The following is a 14,848-nucleotide window of genomic DNA, read 5'->3' on the forward strand; positions in this document are numbered from 1 at the left end:
CGCCGTCATTGCGAGCGAAGCGAAGCAATCCAGCGTCTGTCTCCGCAGTTGCAGTCTGGATTGCTTCGTCGCTTCGCTCCTCGCAATGACGGTGCGGTGACTTTCGCAGACAGGACGACAAACTGATGTCCGTGACCACACTTCCCCCTCTCGCACTGGCACAGCGGCAGCCGTCCTGGCTGGTACGGCTGTTCGACTACAAGCCGTTCCTGATCGTGATGTGCCTTGCGCCCGCGATCGGGCTGCTCGCGGTGTTCCTGACCTATCCGCTCGGCCTCGGCATCTGGCTCGCCTTCACCGACACCACGATCGGCCGCAAGGGCGTCTATGTCGGCCTCGAGAACTTCCAGTACCTGCTCACCGATCCCCTGTGGTGGAACGCGGTGTTCTACAGCGTCGTCTACACGGGGATCGCGACCTTCGGGAAGTTCGCGCTCGGCTTCTGGCTCGCGCTGCTGCTCAACAACCATTTTCCGTTCAAGAGCCTGCTGCGTGCGATCATCCTGCTGCCATGGATCGTGCCGACGGTGCTCTCGGCGCTGGCGTTCTGGTGGATCTACGACCCGCAGTTCTCGATCATCTCCTACCTCCTGGTCGACGTGCTGCATTGGCGCTCGAGCAATGTCGATTTCCTCGGCTCGGCCTGGCCGGCGCGGTTCTCGCTGATCGCCGCCAACATCTGGCGCGGCATTCCCTTCGTCGCGATCTCGCTGCTGGCGGGCCTGCAAACCATCTCGCCTTCGCTCTACGAGGCCGCGATGCTCGACGGCGCCAGCGCCTGGCAGCGCTTCCGCTACATCACCTTCCCGATGATGCTGCCGATCCTCGCCATCGTCATGACCTTTTCCATCATCTTCACCTTCACCGACTTCCAGCTCGTCTACGCCATCACCCGCGGCGGCCCCGGCAACTCGACGCATTTGCTGGCAACGCTCGCCTTCCAGCGCGGCATTGCCGGCGGCGAGCTCGGCGAAGGCGCCGCGATCGCGGTGTCGATGATCCCGTTCCTGGTGTTCGCGACGCTGTTCTCCTATTTCGGCCTGGCGCGCCGCAAATGGCAGCAGGGAGAGAGCAATGACTGACACGGTCGTGCAAGCCACTGCCGACGCGAAGGCGGCGCCCGACACCATGGCCTGGGATTCCGGGCTGCGGCGGCTGATGATGATCTATTTGCCGCTCGGCTGCTTCGTGCTGATCCTGCTGTTTCCGTTCTACTGGATGGCGATCACGTCATTCAAGCCGAACGCGGAACTGATGAATTTCAAACAGCACAACCCGTTCTGGATTTCCTCGCCGACGCTCGCTCACATCAAGCACCTGCTGTTCGATACGGCCTACCCGCGCTGGCTGTGGACCACGATGCTCGTCGCGGTCGGCTCGACCACGCTGTCGCTGATCGCGAGCACGCTGGCGGCCTACGCGATCGAACGCCTGCGCTTCCGCGGCAGTCCCTATGTCGGCCTCGGCATCTACATGGCCTATCTGGTGCCGCCGTCGATCCTGTTCATCCCGCTCGCCACCGTGATCGTGCAGTTCGGCCTGTTCGACTCACCGCTTGCCCTGATCCTGGTCTACCCGACCTTCCTGGTGCCGTTCTGCACCTGGCTGCTGATCGGCTATTTCAAGTCGATCCCCTACGAGCTGGAGGAATGCGCGCTGGTCGACGGCGCCACGCGCCTCCAGATCCTGCGCCGCATCACGCTGCCGCTCGCCGTGCCCGGCCTGATCTCAGCCGGCATCTTCTCCTTCACGCTGTCCTGGAACGAGTTCATCTACGCGCTCGCCTTCATCCAGAGCGGCGCCAACAAGACGGTGCCGGTCGCGATCCTGACCGAGCTCGTCACCGGCGACGTCTATCAGTGGGGCGCGCTGATGGCGGGATCGCTGCTCGGCTCGCTGCCGGTTGCGATCTTCTACTCGCTGTTCGTGGATTACTACGTGTCGTCGCTGACCGGGGCGGTAAAGGAGTAAGCCAGAGCGGGTATACGAGACGATCGACGGTGCTGCGCGAAGCGCGCCCGGATCGCGTTGTCCGACGTCTTTACACCCGACGATCGCCTGCATAAGCTCCAGAGCATTGTTTTCTGATTTTCTGGAGTATTCGAAATGAAGACATTGGCGTTGATCGTCGTCGCTGTACTATTGCTCATCCCTGCCGCATCAAGCGTGCAGGCTCAGACCGCAAGCTCGACTGCAAGTTCGACTGCAGCCAAAAAGAGCAGCAAGCAACCGCAGGCACAAACACCGGCCAGTCGTCTGCCCCGGTGCAGCCGCGCAATGCAGATGTCCGGTAAACCGTGCTACGGCGGATAACGCGCAGCCGCAGGTGAGCCAAGCCCGGGCATCGCGCCGAGCTTTGCCTGCGGCCTTTGGCCCGGCTTCACAAAACTGCAATACGCGGTCCGCATAAGACGGCTCCGTCAACAGGAGACGCCCATGCGCGCGACTTTTCCCAGCACCGTCGCAACGATCATTCTCACCGCGAGCGCCGCGCTCGCGCAGAGCGAAGGCGAATTCCCGGCCAAGCTCGCCGGCCACGTGGTAATGCCGGCCGAAACCTTCATCGACGCACCGGCGGACGCCCCCACCGATCTCAAGACATCCGGCAAGTACACCACCGGCAAGCGCGTCGATGCGCTCGGCACCGTGATGGGAAAGTCCTATGAGCGCCCGACCGGCGTGTCGCTTCCGTTCAAGGGCCAGCCGCTGCAGGGCCATTCCGGCATCAAGACCATGCCCGATGGCAGCTTCTGGGTCGTCACCGACAACGGCATGGGCGCGCGCGCCAACTCGCCGGATTCGATGCTGTACCTCAACCGCTACAAGATGGATTGGGCCGGCGGCAAGATCGAACGCCTGGAAACCATCTTCCTGCATGATCCCGACAGGAAGGTGCCGTTCCGGATCGTGCATGAGGATACCCAGAAGCGCTACCTCACCGGCTCGGACTTCGACACCGAAGGTTTCCAGATCATCGGCGACACCTTCTGGATCGGCGACGAGTTCGGCCCCTACATCCTGAAGGCCGACAAATCAGGCAAGATCCTCGGCGTGTTCGAGACCGTTGCCGACGGCAAGCCGGTGCGCTCGCCGGACAATTGGGCCGTGGCGACACCGGGCGCGCCGGGCGCGACCTACACCAACGTCAACCTGCGCCGCTCCAAGGGCTATGAGGGTTTTGCCTCGTCGAAGGACGGCAAATTCCTCTACGGCCTGCTCGAAGGCCCGCTGTGGGATGCCGACAAGAAGGACTGGGAGAAGGTCGATGGCAAGGAAGCTTCCCGCATCCTCGAATTCGACGTCGCCGCGAAGAAGTTCACCGGCCGCTACTGGCAGTACGTGTTCGAGCAGAACGGCAATGCCATCGGCGACTTCAACATGATCGACCAGGCCTCCGGCCTCATCATCGAGCGCGACAATGGCGAAGGCACGGCTGACAAGGCCTGCCCACAAGGCACCCGCGGCGAGAGCTGCTTTCCTGACATTGCCAAGTTCAAGCGCGTCTACAAGATCGAGCTCACCGACGCCAATGTCGGCAAGCCCGTGCGCAAGATCGGCTATATCGACCTGATGAAGATCAAGGACCCCGACAAGAAGGCGAAGAAGCCGCTCAATGACGGCGTCTACACCTTCCCGTTCTTCACCATCGAGAACGTCGACCGCGTCGACGAGACCCACATCATCGTCGGCAACGACAACAATCTGCCGTTCTCGTCCAGCCGCGATCCCAACAAGGCCGATGACGACGAGTTCATGCTGCTCGAAGTCGCCGATTTCCTGAAGGCGAAATAGGGCGAAGCTCTCTCAACACGGTCATCGCCCGGCTCGACCGGGCGATCCAGTACGCCGAGACGCTTGTAATTGAACAGCGCGGCCTCGGCGTACTGGATGCCCCGGTCAAGCCGGGGCATGACGGCGGATGGCTTATCGCACCGTAAACTCCACCGGGATCGTGAAGCTCATCGCGCCGTTCTTGATGTCGTCGGGGATCGGCGGAAACGGCGAGGCCCGGCGGACCATCGACATGGCCTGGGCATCGAAGGCGGCAACGCCGGACGAGCCGCCAAGACGGCTCGATGTCACCTGCCCGCTGCGGCTGACGGTGAAGCTCAGCCTTGCAACGCCGCGCGCGCCGTTGCCGCCGGATGGATAGGAGTGGAAGCGCATCAGATGTGCGCGGACCCGCTGGTTATACGACGCGATCGTTGAAGCGACCGACCCGGCATTCACGGCGGATGCGAGCGGGGCCTGGCGCTCCGCACGCGGCGGCGCGCTGGTGCGCGGCGCCGGCGGCGCATCCGACGGCTTCCTTGCATCGGGGCGAACCACCCTGGGCTTTACCGGCACCGGCTTCTCCGCCGGCACGATCTTCGGCGGCTCGCGCTTCGGCGGAACCGGCTCGAGCTTCTGCTCCGGCGGCGCAACCACATCCGGCTTTTCCTGCGGCGGCGTCGGCGGAAGCATCTCCTCGACGACCTGCTGCTGCACCGGCCCGGGCGGCGACGCATCCGCCTGCTCCATCACCGGTCCGGGCGCGACATCGAGCGGCGTCGACTGCGGCGCGGAGGTCACCGGGGCCATGTCGATCATGATCGCGGGCAGGCTGACACCCTGCTCCGGCTGCGACCTGAGCCAATTCATCGCCACCAGCGCGGCCGCGATATGCAACGCCACGATCACCGCCGCCGATACGCCCCAGCGCGCGGCTTCGTGCTCCCGAAGCGGCTCGTGCAGGGCAAAGGCGTTCGCGGCCATCAGCTGCGTCCGTCGAGGCCGACCAGGGCGACCTTGAGGTAGCCGGCGTTGCGCAAGGTGTTCATCACCTCCATCAGATCGCCGTAGCTCACGGCCTTGTCGGCGCGCAGGTAAATGCGCTCGTCCTTGCGGCCCTTGGTGACGGCATCGAGCACAGCGGCGAGACCGTCGCGTGCCATCGTGTCCTCGCCGACGGCAATGGTGAGATCCGGCTTCACCGTCACGAAGGTCGGCTTGTCCGGCCGCGGCTGCGGCTCGGCCGCGGTCGCCGGCAGCTCGACACCGATATCGACAGTGGCGAGCGGCGCTGCCACCATGAAGATGATCAGCAGCACCAGCATCACGTCGATGAACGGCGTGACGTTGATCTCATGGGTGACGTCGAGATCGTCAGAGCCGCCGCGCTTGAGCGGCGATCCCGAACGTGCTCCGAGTTTGGCGGCCATGGCCTACTCCGCCGCCCGCGCGAGACGGAATTCCCTGTGGTCGCGCTGGCGGCTCACCAGCAACATCAGCTGTGCCGAGGCGTCGCCGAGCAGCGCACGGTAATTGGCGATGCCGCGAACGAGATGGTTGTAGATCACCACCGCCGGGATCGCGGCGACGAGGCCGAGCGCGGTGGCGAGCAGCGCCTCCGCGATGCCGGGCGCGACCACGGCAAGGCTCGTGGTGTGGCTCTCGGAGATGCCGATGAAGGCGTTCATGATGCCCCAGACGGTGCCGAACAGGCCGACGAACGGAGCGGTGGCTCCGATGGTCGCGAGCACGCCGGTGCCGCGCGCGATCTGCCGCGACATCGCCGCCTCGACCCGCTCCAGCCGCAGCGCCACGCGCTCCTGAAGACCGTCGTCGAGTACGCCGCCGGACAGCTCGGCCTCCTTGGCGCAGGACTGGATGAGCTGGGCGACGGCATCATGTGCGTCGCCCGCCCGCTCTGCCGCCTCGGCCAGCCTGATGTTGCCCTCGAGCGCGCGCGTCCGCTGCGAGGCAAGCGCGCCCTTGCGGCGCAGTTCGATGCTCTTGGCGAGCCACACCGTCCACGTCACCAGCGAGGCGACAGCGAGTCCCACCATCACGGTCTTCACGACGATGTCGGCGCCGAGGAACATGCCCCAGGGCGACAGATTGCGCGGCAACAGCGCCTCGTCGATCGCGAAGGCCGGCGCCGGCGCGAGCGCCAGCGCGATTGTCATGATCGCATGCCGAAGCCCAACATTGCCCTGCATCCTGATCTCCCGACAGATAGAAGGAAGTTACGCCGCGGGTGCAGCCGCGATCCAGTCCGCGAGCTGCCGGAACCGCACGAGCTGGTCCGCGCGCAGCGCCCGGGTCTCGTCGCGGCCGACGAACACCTTGAACATGATGCCGCCGTCGACATTGACGAAGGCGACGAAGGCCGAGGCTTTGCCCATGAAGGGGCGCTCGACGAAGGCGACCGCCGCGCAACGCTCGTGGCGAAGATGGCCGTGCAGCCCCTTCGGCTGCATCAGGTTGAAATAGCCGCGGCCGATCTCGCCTGCCGGCACCGCGCCGGTGAACTCGAAGATCGCATCATCGGTGTGGACGATCAGCGTGACCTCACCCCAGGCCGCGATGTCCTGCATGGCGGCGGCGAAGTGCTCGCCGCCGCCGATGCGTACCATCGACGGCGGCAGCGCCTCGATCACCGCACGCGGCGTGATCTTGCGCTCCCGCGCGACGTCCTCGACCACCGCGCCGGGATTGTCGGTCATATACGTCTTGAGATCGGCAAGTTCGGTGCTCAGCATGTCCGGCTCCTCATCTGCGCCGCCGCGATCTAAGCGGCCGCGGCCTTGCGTTCGCTCTGGATCACCTCAAACCCCTCGAACTTGGGATGACCGAGATAGAGGCTCTCGCCGGTCGGATTGTCGGCGCGGGCATGGGCGCGGCGAAACTGGTCCGAGCGGGTCCAGGCTTCGAACGCCGCCTTGTCAACCCAGGTGGTGTGCGAGGAATAAAGCGTGTGATCCTCGGCCTCAGGGCCCTTCAACAGATGAAACTCGACGAAGCCCGGCATGGTGCCGAGATAGGATTCGCGCGTGGCCCAGACGGTCTCGAACGCGGTCTCCGCGCCCTTCTTCACCTGGAAACGATTCATGGCGATGAACATAAGATTCTCCTGTGGGTCATGTGAATCGGCAAGCGCCGATCGGATCGTTTCAAAACGCACCGAAGCCACGCCGCAACATCGGCGTGGCTCTGGAGGTCGATACGGCGCGCCTCGCGCAGGTTCGCCGCTCTACTCGTCAGGTGCCGCCAAAGTGGTACTTGAGGCCTCCCTTGATCACGAGCCCGGCGCCGGCGCTGGCCCATTTCACGTCGTTTTGCGTGTCGCCGGTACTGCCAACCGGAATGGCATAGGGGCGATAGTACCGGTTGAAAAGATTTTCGACCGAGAAGTTCAGCGTGAGATCCGGCGTCGGGAGATACTGAACATACAGATTTACCAGATCGTACGACGTCGCCGGGGTATAGGTCCGCGGGATATCGTAGTTGGCGATGGCCGACGTCCACATCATCGAGAGGATCAGCGTCCGGTCAAGCAGGCGCACGCCCGCTGTCGTGGTGATCTTCTGCGGTGGAACGCTGTAAAGGCCAAACCCGGTCTGCAGGTTCTTGCCATTCTGATAAGTCCCGGAGAGGCCGAAGAACCAGAGGTTCGCATCGTACATCGCTTCGGCTTCGAAACCCTGAATACGGGCCGAGGCGACGTTCTGGTATTGCAGGAACGGCAGCACGGTGATGCTGGGCGCCGGCGGCGGGCCGGTGGGAACCACCAGCGGATTGCCGTAGGCGACCTGATCAATGAAGTCTGTGATGTCGTTGCGGAATACGTTGATCTTGCCGCGAAGCGTGTCCCCCGGCGTGAACAGATCGTTCTTCTTGATGTTGAATCCGATCTCCTTGTTCTTGCCGACCTCGGGCCGCAAATTGGGATTCGGCACGAAGCAGAAGGTCGAATCCGCGCCAGGTCCCGGCGTGCCCGACGGACAGCGGAAGAAGGAGTCGTTGACCGTGGCACCCGAATGCGGACCGCTGACCAGCGTCTCGGTGATCGTCGGCGCCCGATAGCCTTCGGCGTAGCTGACATAGGGGGTCACGAGCGCCGTGGGAACAAGCGCGACCGTGATCTTCGGCGACAGGCGATCACCGCCGGACGACGAGGTTGCCGACGAAAGCTGATAATTGTCGTAGCGCAGCGCGCCGATCACTTCGAGCATCGAGGTGTAGTCGGTCTTCCACTGCACGAAGCCGCCGGACACCGTGCGCTGACCGCCAGGCGTCGTGACTTCCGATGTGCCGGTCGTGTCTCGGGACGACACCTTGTCCTGGAAAGCGTCCAATCCGTAGGTCACCGCGTGACGCCAGTTTCCGGTCTCGAACCGCGTCGTGTTGTGCACGTCGACGCCGATCGTATCGAGCAGATATCCGCGATTGCTGCCGATACAGCCGGACACGGCATTGCCGGGCACGCCACCGCAATAGACCGACGGCGTCGTGCTGGTATGCCCGGTCTTGACCTGATCGTTCTCGGTCCGGTTCCAGTAGACCTTGGCATCCCAATCGAACCACTGGTCGTCCGGCTGCGAGTATTTCCAGCCAAGCGTCGTCGTGTAGTTCTTCACGTTGGACGCGTAGATCGACGTGCCGTTCAGATTGTTGGTGCCGTTCGCGTTGGTCGAGTTTGGATCGCCGGCGCGCCGCGGCGGCTGGCCCACACTGTAGATATCTTGCTGGAAGATCGTTCCGAGCTTGACCTCGTGGCCGTCCGCGGGCCGTACCGTCAGCTTGGCGATACCGCTCGTGAGCCGGTTGCCGGTGTTGGCGACCTCGAAGCCGGTGCCGTCCTTGTAGTTCTCCTGCGTGGAGTAAGTGCCGCCCGCGAACACATCGACATTCGGGTTGACACGAACGCCGCCGAAGGCCGAGCCGAGTGCACGTCCGTAGTTGCTGCCAAGGATGGTCTTGACGTCCACGCCCCAGCGTTCGCCCGCGCGTACGACATCCTCGATGTCCTTGGTGCGGAACGACGCCACGCCCCCGATGGCACCGGAGCCGTAAATATTGGCGGTCGGGCCGCGCACGATGTCGATGCCGCTGATCAGCTCGGGGTTGAGAAAGAACGAGCCGTTGGCGAAGTGTCCCGTGCGCTGATAGTTCTGCCGCGCTCCGTCGACGACGACGGCGACGCGACCGAAATCCTGAAGGCCGCGGATGTTGATCGAAGTCGACGGCTCGTCGCCACGGTTCTGAACCCAGACGCCGGGCACATTGTAGATGAGGTCGCCGACCGTACTGGCCTGGCGACTCTCGATCTGCCCTGACGTCACGACACTGACCGGCGCGAGCGCATCGACCGCACGCTCTTCGGTCTTGGAGGCTGCGGCCGTGATGGTGTCGAGCGACTGAACAGGCGCGGCACCCGCCTGGGCGCGAGCGTTCATCGCCTCAGCCGTTGCCTGCTGCGCGACTTGCGGCTTGGCCTGCTTGCGCTTGGCCTGTTTCGGCCGTTCCGACGACGCGTTTTCGGCCTGCGGCGATGCGGTCTGCGCCAGACTGCTCTCCGTCACCAATGCCGCAATTGAAACGACCGACGCGCCCAAAATCAAGGCGCGCGAATACCTAGCCCCGTCAGCCATAACCCCAATCCAATCATGTGTCTTGTCTGGCTGGCGTGCGCCGCATGAGGCGAGCGACTGGCTGGCTATCTGTGGTGCAGGCTCCCCGGCCCGCAGCGTCTTAGTTGGTTACGTGGCAACACTGCGACGGTCAATGACATCACGTTGCAGTTTATATCGATTGTAAATTGCAGCCGTTGGAATGCGCCTGATGCCGCTTATACAAGCAAGCAGCATCTGAAATTTCGAAAGCGCATCACACCTCCCATGTCAGCAAACTCCGGAGACAGCGGCAGCGATGCGGCAGGGCCGACACAAAGCCCTTCTGCAACAACGCGAACTCTCACCATGCGGGGGAGCCGGATCGACAGCCGCGAGCTCTTTGCGGCGGAGCGCGAGATCATCATCGCCCATGGCGAGGACAGCTATCGCCTCCGCCTGACCTCGCAGAACAAGTTGATCCTGACCAAGTAGCCTGCAATGACAATTTGTCGCACCCTCGCAAATCTCCTGCTCGCCGGCACGATTGCACTAGCGTCCACCGCGCACGCCGCCGGCATCACGGTGCATGATGCGCGCGATCGCGATGTCACTGTTGCCGACTTCGCGCGGACGGTCTCGATCGGCGGCGCCATCACGGAGATCCTCTATGCGCTGGGGCTCGAGAGCCGGCTGGTCGGCGTCGACACCACCAGCCTTTATCCGCCGGCGGCGCTGCACGACAAACGCAATGTCGGCTACATGCGCCAGATCTCGGCCGAGGGCGTGCTCGGCCTCAACCCGACACTGATCCTGGCGATCCAGGGTTCGGGCCCGCGCGAGACCATGGACCTGCTGGAGACCGCGAAGGTGCCGCTGGTGCTGGTGCCCGAGACCTTCTCCGAGGACGGTCTGATCGAGAAGATCAAGCTGGTCGGCCATGCCATGGGCGTCGACGCGCGCGCCGAATGCCTGAGCGCCGCGGTCGGCACCGACCTCAAGCAGCTCCGCGCCCTGCGCGCCAAGGTGACGAAGCCGGTGCGCGTGATGTTCGTGATGTCGCTTCTGAACGGGCGGGCGATGGTCGCCGGCCACAAGACCGCGGCCGACGAGATCATCCAGCTTGCGGGCGCCACCAATGCCGTCGACGATTACGACGGCTACAAGATCATCGGCGACGAGGCGATCGTAGCGGCAAAACCCGAATTCGTGCTGTCGATCGAGCGCGGCAAGGAGACGCTGCAGGCCGACGCGGTCTACGCTCATCCCGGCTTTGCCCTGACGCCCGTCGCCGCCAACAAGAGCTTCATCACCATGGACGGACTCTACCTGCTCGGCTTCGGCCCGCGCACCGCGGCGGCAGCGCGCGATCTGTCGGTCAAACTCTATCCGGCACTGGCCGATCAGAGCGGTGCGTTCACGTCGGCTCTTTCGGCCGCGAACTGCCGGCAATGAGCGTGGCGGCCGGGGCGGGCGCGCGGAGCCCGCGACGAGCGGGCGCAGGACGGCGGTCCGCACCGTTCGCGATTCCCCTTCTGCTCGCGATGCTGGTCGTCACCGCCATCGTTGCGCTGACGGTCGGCGCGGCCGGCATTCCCCTTTCCCGCTTGCCTGCCGCGCTCGGCTTTGCCGGCAACGCGGCCGCCGACGCCATGACCGCGCGCGACCAGCTCGTGCTGTGGTCGATCCGCATTCCCCGGATCGCGGCGACGGCGATGGTCGGCGGGCTGCTCGCCGCGGCCGGCGCCATCATGCAGGGCCTGTTTCGCAATCCGCTCGCCGATCCCGCGCTGGTCGGCGTCTCCAGCGGCGGCGCGCTCGCGGCCGCAAGCGCGATCGTCTTTACCGACTCGCGCTTCGGCGAGACGCTGCGCTTCCTCCAGACCGAGCTGCTGCCGATCGCGGCCTTCGCCGGATCGCTGGTCACGACCGCCATCCTCTACGGCATCTCCAGCCGCGCCGGGCGAACCTCGATCGCGATTTTCCTGCTCGCCGGCGTCGCCATCACCGCCATCACCAATGCCGGCATCGGGCTTCTGGTGTTCATCGCCGACGACCGCCAGCTCCGCGACATCACGTTCTGGATGCTCGGCTCGATGAGCGGCGCAACCTGGACCAAGGCTGCCGTGCTCACGCCGATCCTCGTCATTGGGCTCGCCACCTGCGCGTACATCGCACGCGGCCTCGATCTGCTGGTGCTTGGCGAGGCCGACGCCTTTCACGGCGGTGTCGATGTCGAACGTCTCAAGCGGATGGCGATCGTCATGGTTTCCGCCATGACCGGCGTCGCGGTCTCGATCAGCGGCGTCATCGGCTTCGTCGGCATCGTCGTGCCGCATCTGCTCCGCCTCGTCATCGGACCGGCGCACCGCCTGCTGCTGCCGGCCTCGGTGCTGCTCGGCGCGATCCTGATGGTCGGCGCCGACACGCTGGCACGCACCATCGTGGCGCCCGCGGAAATGCCGATCGGCATCCTGACCGCGGCGGTCGGCGCACCCGTCTTCCTCGGCATCCTGCTGCGCCAGCGCGGGCTCGCCTCGCCATGAGCGCAGTGATCGAGGCACAAGGCTTAAGCAAGCGCGCCGGCCGCGCGACGCTGCTCCAAGGCGTCGGCCTGACCGTTGCAGCCGGCGAGATGGTCGCCATCATCGGCCCGAACGGCGCCGGCAAATCGACGCTGCTGCGGCTGCTCTCCGGCGATCTCCGCCCGAGCGACGGCGAGGTGCACCTGAAGCAGCGCGACATTCGCAGCTACACGCCGCGCGAGCTCGCCGCGCGACGCGCGATGCTGTCCCAGCACATCAACGTCACCTTCCCCTTCACGGTCGAGGAGATCGTGCTGATGGGCGCGGGCGAGCGCAGCGCACGCGCGGCCGGGCCGCTCGTCGACGCCGCGCTGGACGAGGTCGGCCTTGCACATTTCCGCGAACGGCAATTGCCGACGCTGTCGGGCGGCGAGCAGCAGCGCACCCATTTCGCCCGCGTGCTGGTGCAGCTCGCCTGCGGCGAGGCCGAGCATGGGCCGGGGCTCCTGCTGCTGGACGAGCCGACATCGAGCCTCGATCTGCGCCATCAGATCGACCTCGTCGAAGCCGCGCGCCGCCGCGCGGCGGGCGGCACGGCCGTCATTGCGATCCTGCACGACCTCAATCTCGCGATCCGTTTCGCCGACCGGCTCGTGGTGCTGAACGGCGGCAGGCTCGCCGCCGACGGTCCGCGTGCCAAGATCGTCACGCGCGAGATCATCCGCGACATTTTCGAGATCGACGCCGTCGTCCACCAGGGTGACGACGGCGTACCTTACGTGCTGCCGCAATCGATGCGGGCGGCGCCGCCCGTGGCGGGAATTTAGCCCGCCGGCACGATCACCATGCTCTTGTCCTTTGGCCAGCGGACGCGCCAGGCGAAGTTGATGTCCTTGGTTTCGCCGGGCTTGGCGTCGAACGACCATTCCAGCACGCCGCGCTTGTCGCGGATGTTGCTTGCGGTCGGCGGCGTGGTCGCGGGAAGCATCTCGACGAGGATGTCCTCGTTCTCGCTGACCGGCAGCTGATCCTCGATCGCGATCTTGATCGGGAAGTCATGGCCGTTGCGGATTGCGGTCTTGAACGATCGCTCGTCGGTCTTCGACGTCGTCACGAGCAAGCCGGCCGAACCCTCGTTGCGCTTGAGCACGGCGCGTTCGATTCTGATCTTGTCGTCGGCGCCGAAGCCGAGCCGAACGATGTCGTCCTTGGCCGAGGCCGAGAGCTTGCCGCGACCAACAAAAACACCGTCACGATAGATCGCAACCTTGCCCGGCAGCAGTGCCGTGTCGTCAGTCTGCTTGAAGCTGGCTTCGAGGAAGGCGGTCGGGTCCATCACGGGCGCCGCGCGGACCATGAGGTCGGCGGGCACGGTCATCGCAGCGATCTTCAGGCTCTTGGCGCCCTCGGCGGCGCCGAGGCTGACGCGGCCGGGTATTTTGAACGTGGCCTGGAAGTCGCCGATCTCGGCAACCGCCTGCTGCTCGTCGGCGCGCTCGCGCGGCTCGGGTGACTCCGCAATCTTGCCCATCGCGGGCGACTGTGCCTGACGCGTCATTGGCGCAGGCCGCGCCAGATCGGAGGCCGCGCCGAGTGCCATTGGCCTCTGCGGTTGCGGATATTGCGCCACCAGCGAACCCAGCTCCGGAGCACTGCCGCCGCGGCTGATACGGACCGTGGAGACGCCGAGCGTCACATTCGACCAGTCCTCGCCGGTCGACTGCGTGACCTCGGCGCGGCGGACCAGCTCCAGCTGCGGCTTGCGGTCCTTGGCACCGGTGTCGAGACGGGCGTCGTAGAGCGGCAGCCAGCGCGCATTGCGCACATTGTAAGTGACCCGCAACGTCGCCTTGGTCGCGGCTGGCGCGGCAATGTCCATGCGAACCTCGAGCTTGCTCGGCGGCTTGGCCTTGCGCTCCACTTCGAGCTGAGCGATCTGGCGATCGATCTCACGCAGCTTGCGCGTGGCGTCACGGACAGCGGAATCGGCGCTCGCAATTTCCTCGCCGACTGCCGCGAAGGCCGCGCGCCACTCCGCGATCGGCCGCGCCTCGCCCTTCTCGCCGATGCCTACGGGAGAGGCTTCCGCAAAGTGTTCCGCAAACTTGCGCCGCGCATTGGCCGAGTCGATTGCGCCTTGCAGGTCGGCGCGCTGGTCGTTCAGGGCCTCGATCCGCTTGTCCAGCTCGGGCAAATTGACCGGCGCCGCGCGCGGCGTTCGCGCATCGATGGTGCCGATGATAAGTTTTGCACCCGCTTCGCCCTCGACCCGGATGGAAGACGAATCGAGACCGAGCGGGAAGTCCTTGGCGACCAGCGTCGAGTCGCCGGACGGCAGGTCGATCGCGATGATGCGGGTCACGGTGGCGCCATCGGGGTAAACCGTGACGCTGTCGATGGCCGAATTGGCGTCCAGATCGGCGGCCCATGACGGCAACGCGAATGCCGCGGTCACCAGGACCAGGCTCGTCGTTGCCAAATATCTTGCGGTGATGCGCATAAGAGTCCCTCCTGCCGGTATCGCCACGCCGCCAGCCGGACGCGCGCGATCAAAATGCCTCGCCATCGTGGTGAGACGCGGCAGGGAAGGAACCGGTTCGATTGGGGTTTCCGTGGGGCGACGCCGCGGCGGCACCATGGCCGCGGAACGCGTGATCGTCCCGCCCCGGAAGCCTCAACCCTGGGCGAAGATGCGGCGGAGCAGATCGGTCACGCGGCGAGCGCGACCTGAGCCGAGCCTGCCGGAGCCGGCACGCCCATGATGGCCAGTGCGGGCCGGCGGCTGCCCGCGAGCAGCGGCCCGAACGCGATCGTTCCAGCAGCCGCTCGCGCGTGGTGCGGCCGCCGGCCCAGCGCGTCGATTTCCGTCCCGTCGCTGCCGCGCCCACAACCGGCATCAGCTATGCCATAGCTGTTCTGGCGATCACCGCTGCCGTCCTTGCCGTGCTA

At 65.3% G+C, this 14,848-nt stretch carries 14 protein-coding genes; 7 read left to right on the forward strand and 7 right to left on the reverse strand.

Translation table 11 applies throughout. The annotated features are described in order from the left end of the window. Window positions 1-125 precede the first annotated feature (125 nt). The 3 genes from QSV46_RS30020 to QSV46_RS30030 all read left to right on the forward strand — a co-directional run bounded on the left by QSV46_RS30020 (window position 126) and on the right by QSV46_RS30030 (window position 3,792). Complete coding sequence (locus QSV46_RS30020; RefSeq protein ID WP_314960159.1) at window positions 126-1,082, forward strand: sugar ABC transporter permease; 957 nt, start codon at window positions 126-128, stop codon at window positions 1,080-1,082. After that, on the forward strand, window positions 1,075-1,971 hold the full coding sequence (locus QSV46_RS30025) for a carbohydrate ABC transporter permease (protein WP_409997220.1): 897 nt from the start codon (window positions 1,075-1,077) through the stop codon (window positions 1,969-1,971). The genes QSV46_RS30020 and QSV46_RS30025 overlap by 8 nt, the downstream gene beginning before the upstream one ends. Before the next feature lie 465 nt (window positions 1,972-2,436). Then, the gene (locus QSV46_RS30030; RefSeq protein ID WP_314960161.1) at window positions 2,437-3,792 is read left to right on the forward strand and encodes an esterase-like activity of phytase family protein; all 1,356 of its coding nucleotides are present in this window, start codon (window positions 2,437-2,439) and stop codon (window positions 3,790-3,792) included. 132 nt (window positions 3,793-3,924) lie between these two features. On the opposite strand, the gene QSV46_RS30035 is transcribed toward QSV46_RS30030, so the two are convergent. From QSV46_RS30035 to QSV46_RS30060, 6 genes are all read right to left on the reverse strand, one after another. Further along, window positions 3,925-4,755, reverse strand: coding sequence for an energy transducer TonB (locus QSV46_RS30035; RefSeq protein WP_314960163.1), 831 nt, complete (start codon window positions 4,753-4,755; stop codon window positions 3,925-3,927). After that, complete coding sequence (gene exbD / locus QSV46_RS30040) at window positions 4,755-5,201, reverse strand: TonB system transport protein ExbD (protein WP_314960165.1); 447 nt, start codon at window positions 5,199-5,201, stop codon at window positions 4,755-4,757. Before exbD ends, QSV46_RS30035 begins: the two co-directional genes overlap by 1 nt. A gap of 3 nt (window positions 5,202-5,204) precedes the next feature. After that, window positions 5,205-5,981: a tonB-system energizer ExbB gene (gene exbB / locus QSV46_RS30045; RefSeq protein ID WP_314960166.1), complete on the reverse strand. Its 777-nt coding sequence runs from the start codon at window positions 5,979-5,981 to the stop codon at window positions 5,205-5,207. Window positions 5,982-6,008: 27 nt separating this feature from the next. Beyond that, a complete protein-coding gene (gene hutX, locus QSV46_RS30050; RefSeq protein ID WP_314960168.1) occupies window positions 6,009-6,524 on the reverse strand; it encodes a heme utilization cystosolic carrier protein HutX in 516 nt (171 codons plus the stop codon). 29 nt (window positions 6,525-6,553) lie between these two features. Continuing rightward, window positions 6,554-6,886: an antibiotic biosynthesis monooxygenase gene (locus QSV46_RS30055; protein WP_314960170.1), complete on the reverse strand. Its 333-nt coding sequence runs from the start codon at window positions 6,884-6,886 to the stop codon at window positions 6,554-6,556. 136 nt (window positions 6,887-7,022) lie between these two features. Then, complete coding sequence (locus tag QSV46_RS30060) at window positions 7,023-9,416, reverse strand: TonB-dependent hemoglobin/transferrin/lactoferrin family receptor (RefSeq protein WP_314960171.1); 2,394 nt, start codon at window positions 9,414-9,416, stop codon at window positions 7,023-7,025. A gap of 246 nt (window positions 9,417-9,662) precedes the next feature. Between QSV46_RS30060 and QSV46_RS30065 the strand changes: the two genes are divergently transcribed. Genes QSV46_RS30065 through QSV46_RS30080 form a run of 4 tightly spaced genes read left to right on the forward strand, consistent with a single transcriptional unit; the run spans window position 9,663 to window position 12,726 of the window. Continuing rightward, window positions 9,663-9,869, forward strand: a complete 207-nt coding sequence (locus tag QSV46_RS30065) for a hemin uptake protein HemP (RefSeq protein WP_314960303.1) — start codon at window positions 9,663-9,665, stop codon at window positions 9,867-9,869. Between the two features lie 6 nt (window positions 9,870-9,875). After that, on the forward strand, window positions 9,876-10,829 hold the full coding sequence (locus QSV46_RS30070; RefSeq protein ID WP_314960173.1) for a hemin ABC transporter substrate-binding protein: 954 nt from the start codon (window positions 9,876-9,878) through the stop codon (window positions 10,827-10,829). Further along, entirely contained in the window at window positions 10,826-11,920 is a 1,095-nt protein-coding gene (locus QSV46_RS30075) for an iron ABC transporter permease (protein ID WP_314960175.1), read from the forward strand. Before QSV46_RS30070 ends, QSV46_RS30075 begins: the two co-directional genes overlap by 4 nt. Continuing rightward, window positions 11,917-12,726 (forward strand): heme ABC transporter ATP-binding protein, encoded by an 810-nt coding sequence (locus tag QSV46_RS30080; RefSeq protein ID WP_314960176.1) that lies wholly within the window; start codon window positions 11,917-11,919, stop codon window positions 12,724-12,726. The genes QSV46_RS30075 and QSV46_RS30080 overlap by 4 nt, the downstream gene beginning before the upstream one ends. Here the strand turns inward: QSV46_RS30080 and QSV46_RS30085 are convergent. After that, window positions 12,723-14,399: a mucoidy inhibitor MuiA family protein gene (locus tag QSV46_RS30085; RefSeq protein WP_314960178.1), complete on the reverse strand. Its 1,677-nt coding sequence runs from the start codon at window positions 14,397-14,399 to the stop codon at window positions 12,723-12,725. The two genes, QSV46_RS30080 and QSV46_RS30085, sit on opposite strands and share 4 nt — an antisense overlap. Window positions 14,400-14,848 lie beyond the last annotated feature (449 nt).

The sequence above is a fragment of the Bradyrhizobium cosmicum genome (assembly GCF_032290525.1).
GTDB lineage: Bacteria > Pseudomonadota > Alphaproteobacteria > Rhizobiales > Xanthobacteraceae > Bradyrhizobium > Bradyrhizobium cosmicum_A.

Excerpts from the sequence above, each read along its gene's own strand:
- QSV46_RS30020 (WP_314960159.1), top strand. The coding sequence starts at position 126 with ATGTCCGTGACCACACTTCCCCCTCTCGCACTGGCACAGCGGCAGCCG.
- QSV46_RS30025 (WP_409997220.1), top strand. The coding sequence starts at position 1,075 with ATGACTGACACGGTCGTGCAAGCCACTGCCGACGCGAAGGCGGCGCCC.
- QSV46_RS30030 (WP_314960161.1), top strand. The coding sequence starts at position 2,437 with ATGCGCGCGACTTTTCCCAGCACCGTCGCAACGATCATTCTCACCGCG.
- QSV46_RS30035 (WP_314960163.1), bottom strand. The coding sequence starts at position 4,755 with ATGGCCGCGAACGCCTTTGCCCTGCACGAGCCGCTTCGGGAGCACGAA.
- exbD (WP_314960165.1), bottom strand. The coding sequence starts at position 5,201 with ATGGCCGCCAAACTCGGAGCACGTTCGGGATCGCCGCTCAAGCGCGGC.
- exbB (WP_314960166.1), bottom strand. The coding sequence starts at position 5,981 with ATGCAGGGCAATGTTGGGCTTCGGCATGCGATCATGACAATCGCGCTG.
- hutX (WP_314960168.1), bottom strand. The coding sequence starts at position 6,524 with ATGCTGAGCACCGAACTTGCCGATCTCAAGACGTATATGACCGACAAT.
- QSV46_RS30055 (WP_314960170.1), bottom strand. The coding sequence starts at position 6,886 with ATGTTCATCGCCATGAATCGTTTCCAGGTGAAGAAGGGCGCGGAGACC.
- QSV46_RS30060 (WP_314960171.1), bottom strand. The coding sequence starts at position 9,416 with ATGGCTGACGGGGCTAGGTATTCGCGCGCCTTGATTTTGGGCGCGTCG.
- QSV46_RS30065 (WP_314960303.1), top strand. The coding sequence starts at position 9,663 with ATGTCAGCAAACTCCGGAGACAGCGGCAGCGATGCGGCAGGGCCGACA.
- QSV46_RS30070 (WP_314960173.1), top strand. The coding sequence starts at position 9,876 with ATGACAATTTGTCGCACCCTCGCAAATCTCCTGCTCGCCGGCACGATT.
- QSV46_RS30075 (WP_314960175.1), top strand. The coding sequence starts at position 10,826 with ATGAGCGTGGCGGCCGGGGCGGGCGCGCGGAGCCCGCGACGAGCGGGC.
- QSV46_RS30080 (WP_314960176.1), top strand. The coding sequence starts at position 11,917 with ATGAGCGCAGTGATCGAGGCACAAGGCTTAAGCAAGCGCGCCGGCCGC.
- QSV46_RS30085 (WP_314960178.1), bottom strand. The coding sequence starts at position 14,399 with ATGCGCATCACCGCAAGATATTTGGCAACGACGAGCCTGGTCCTGGTG.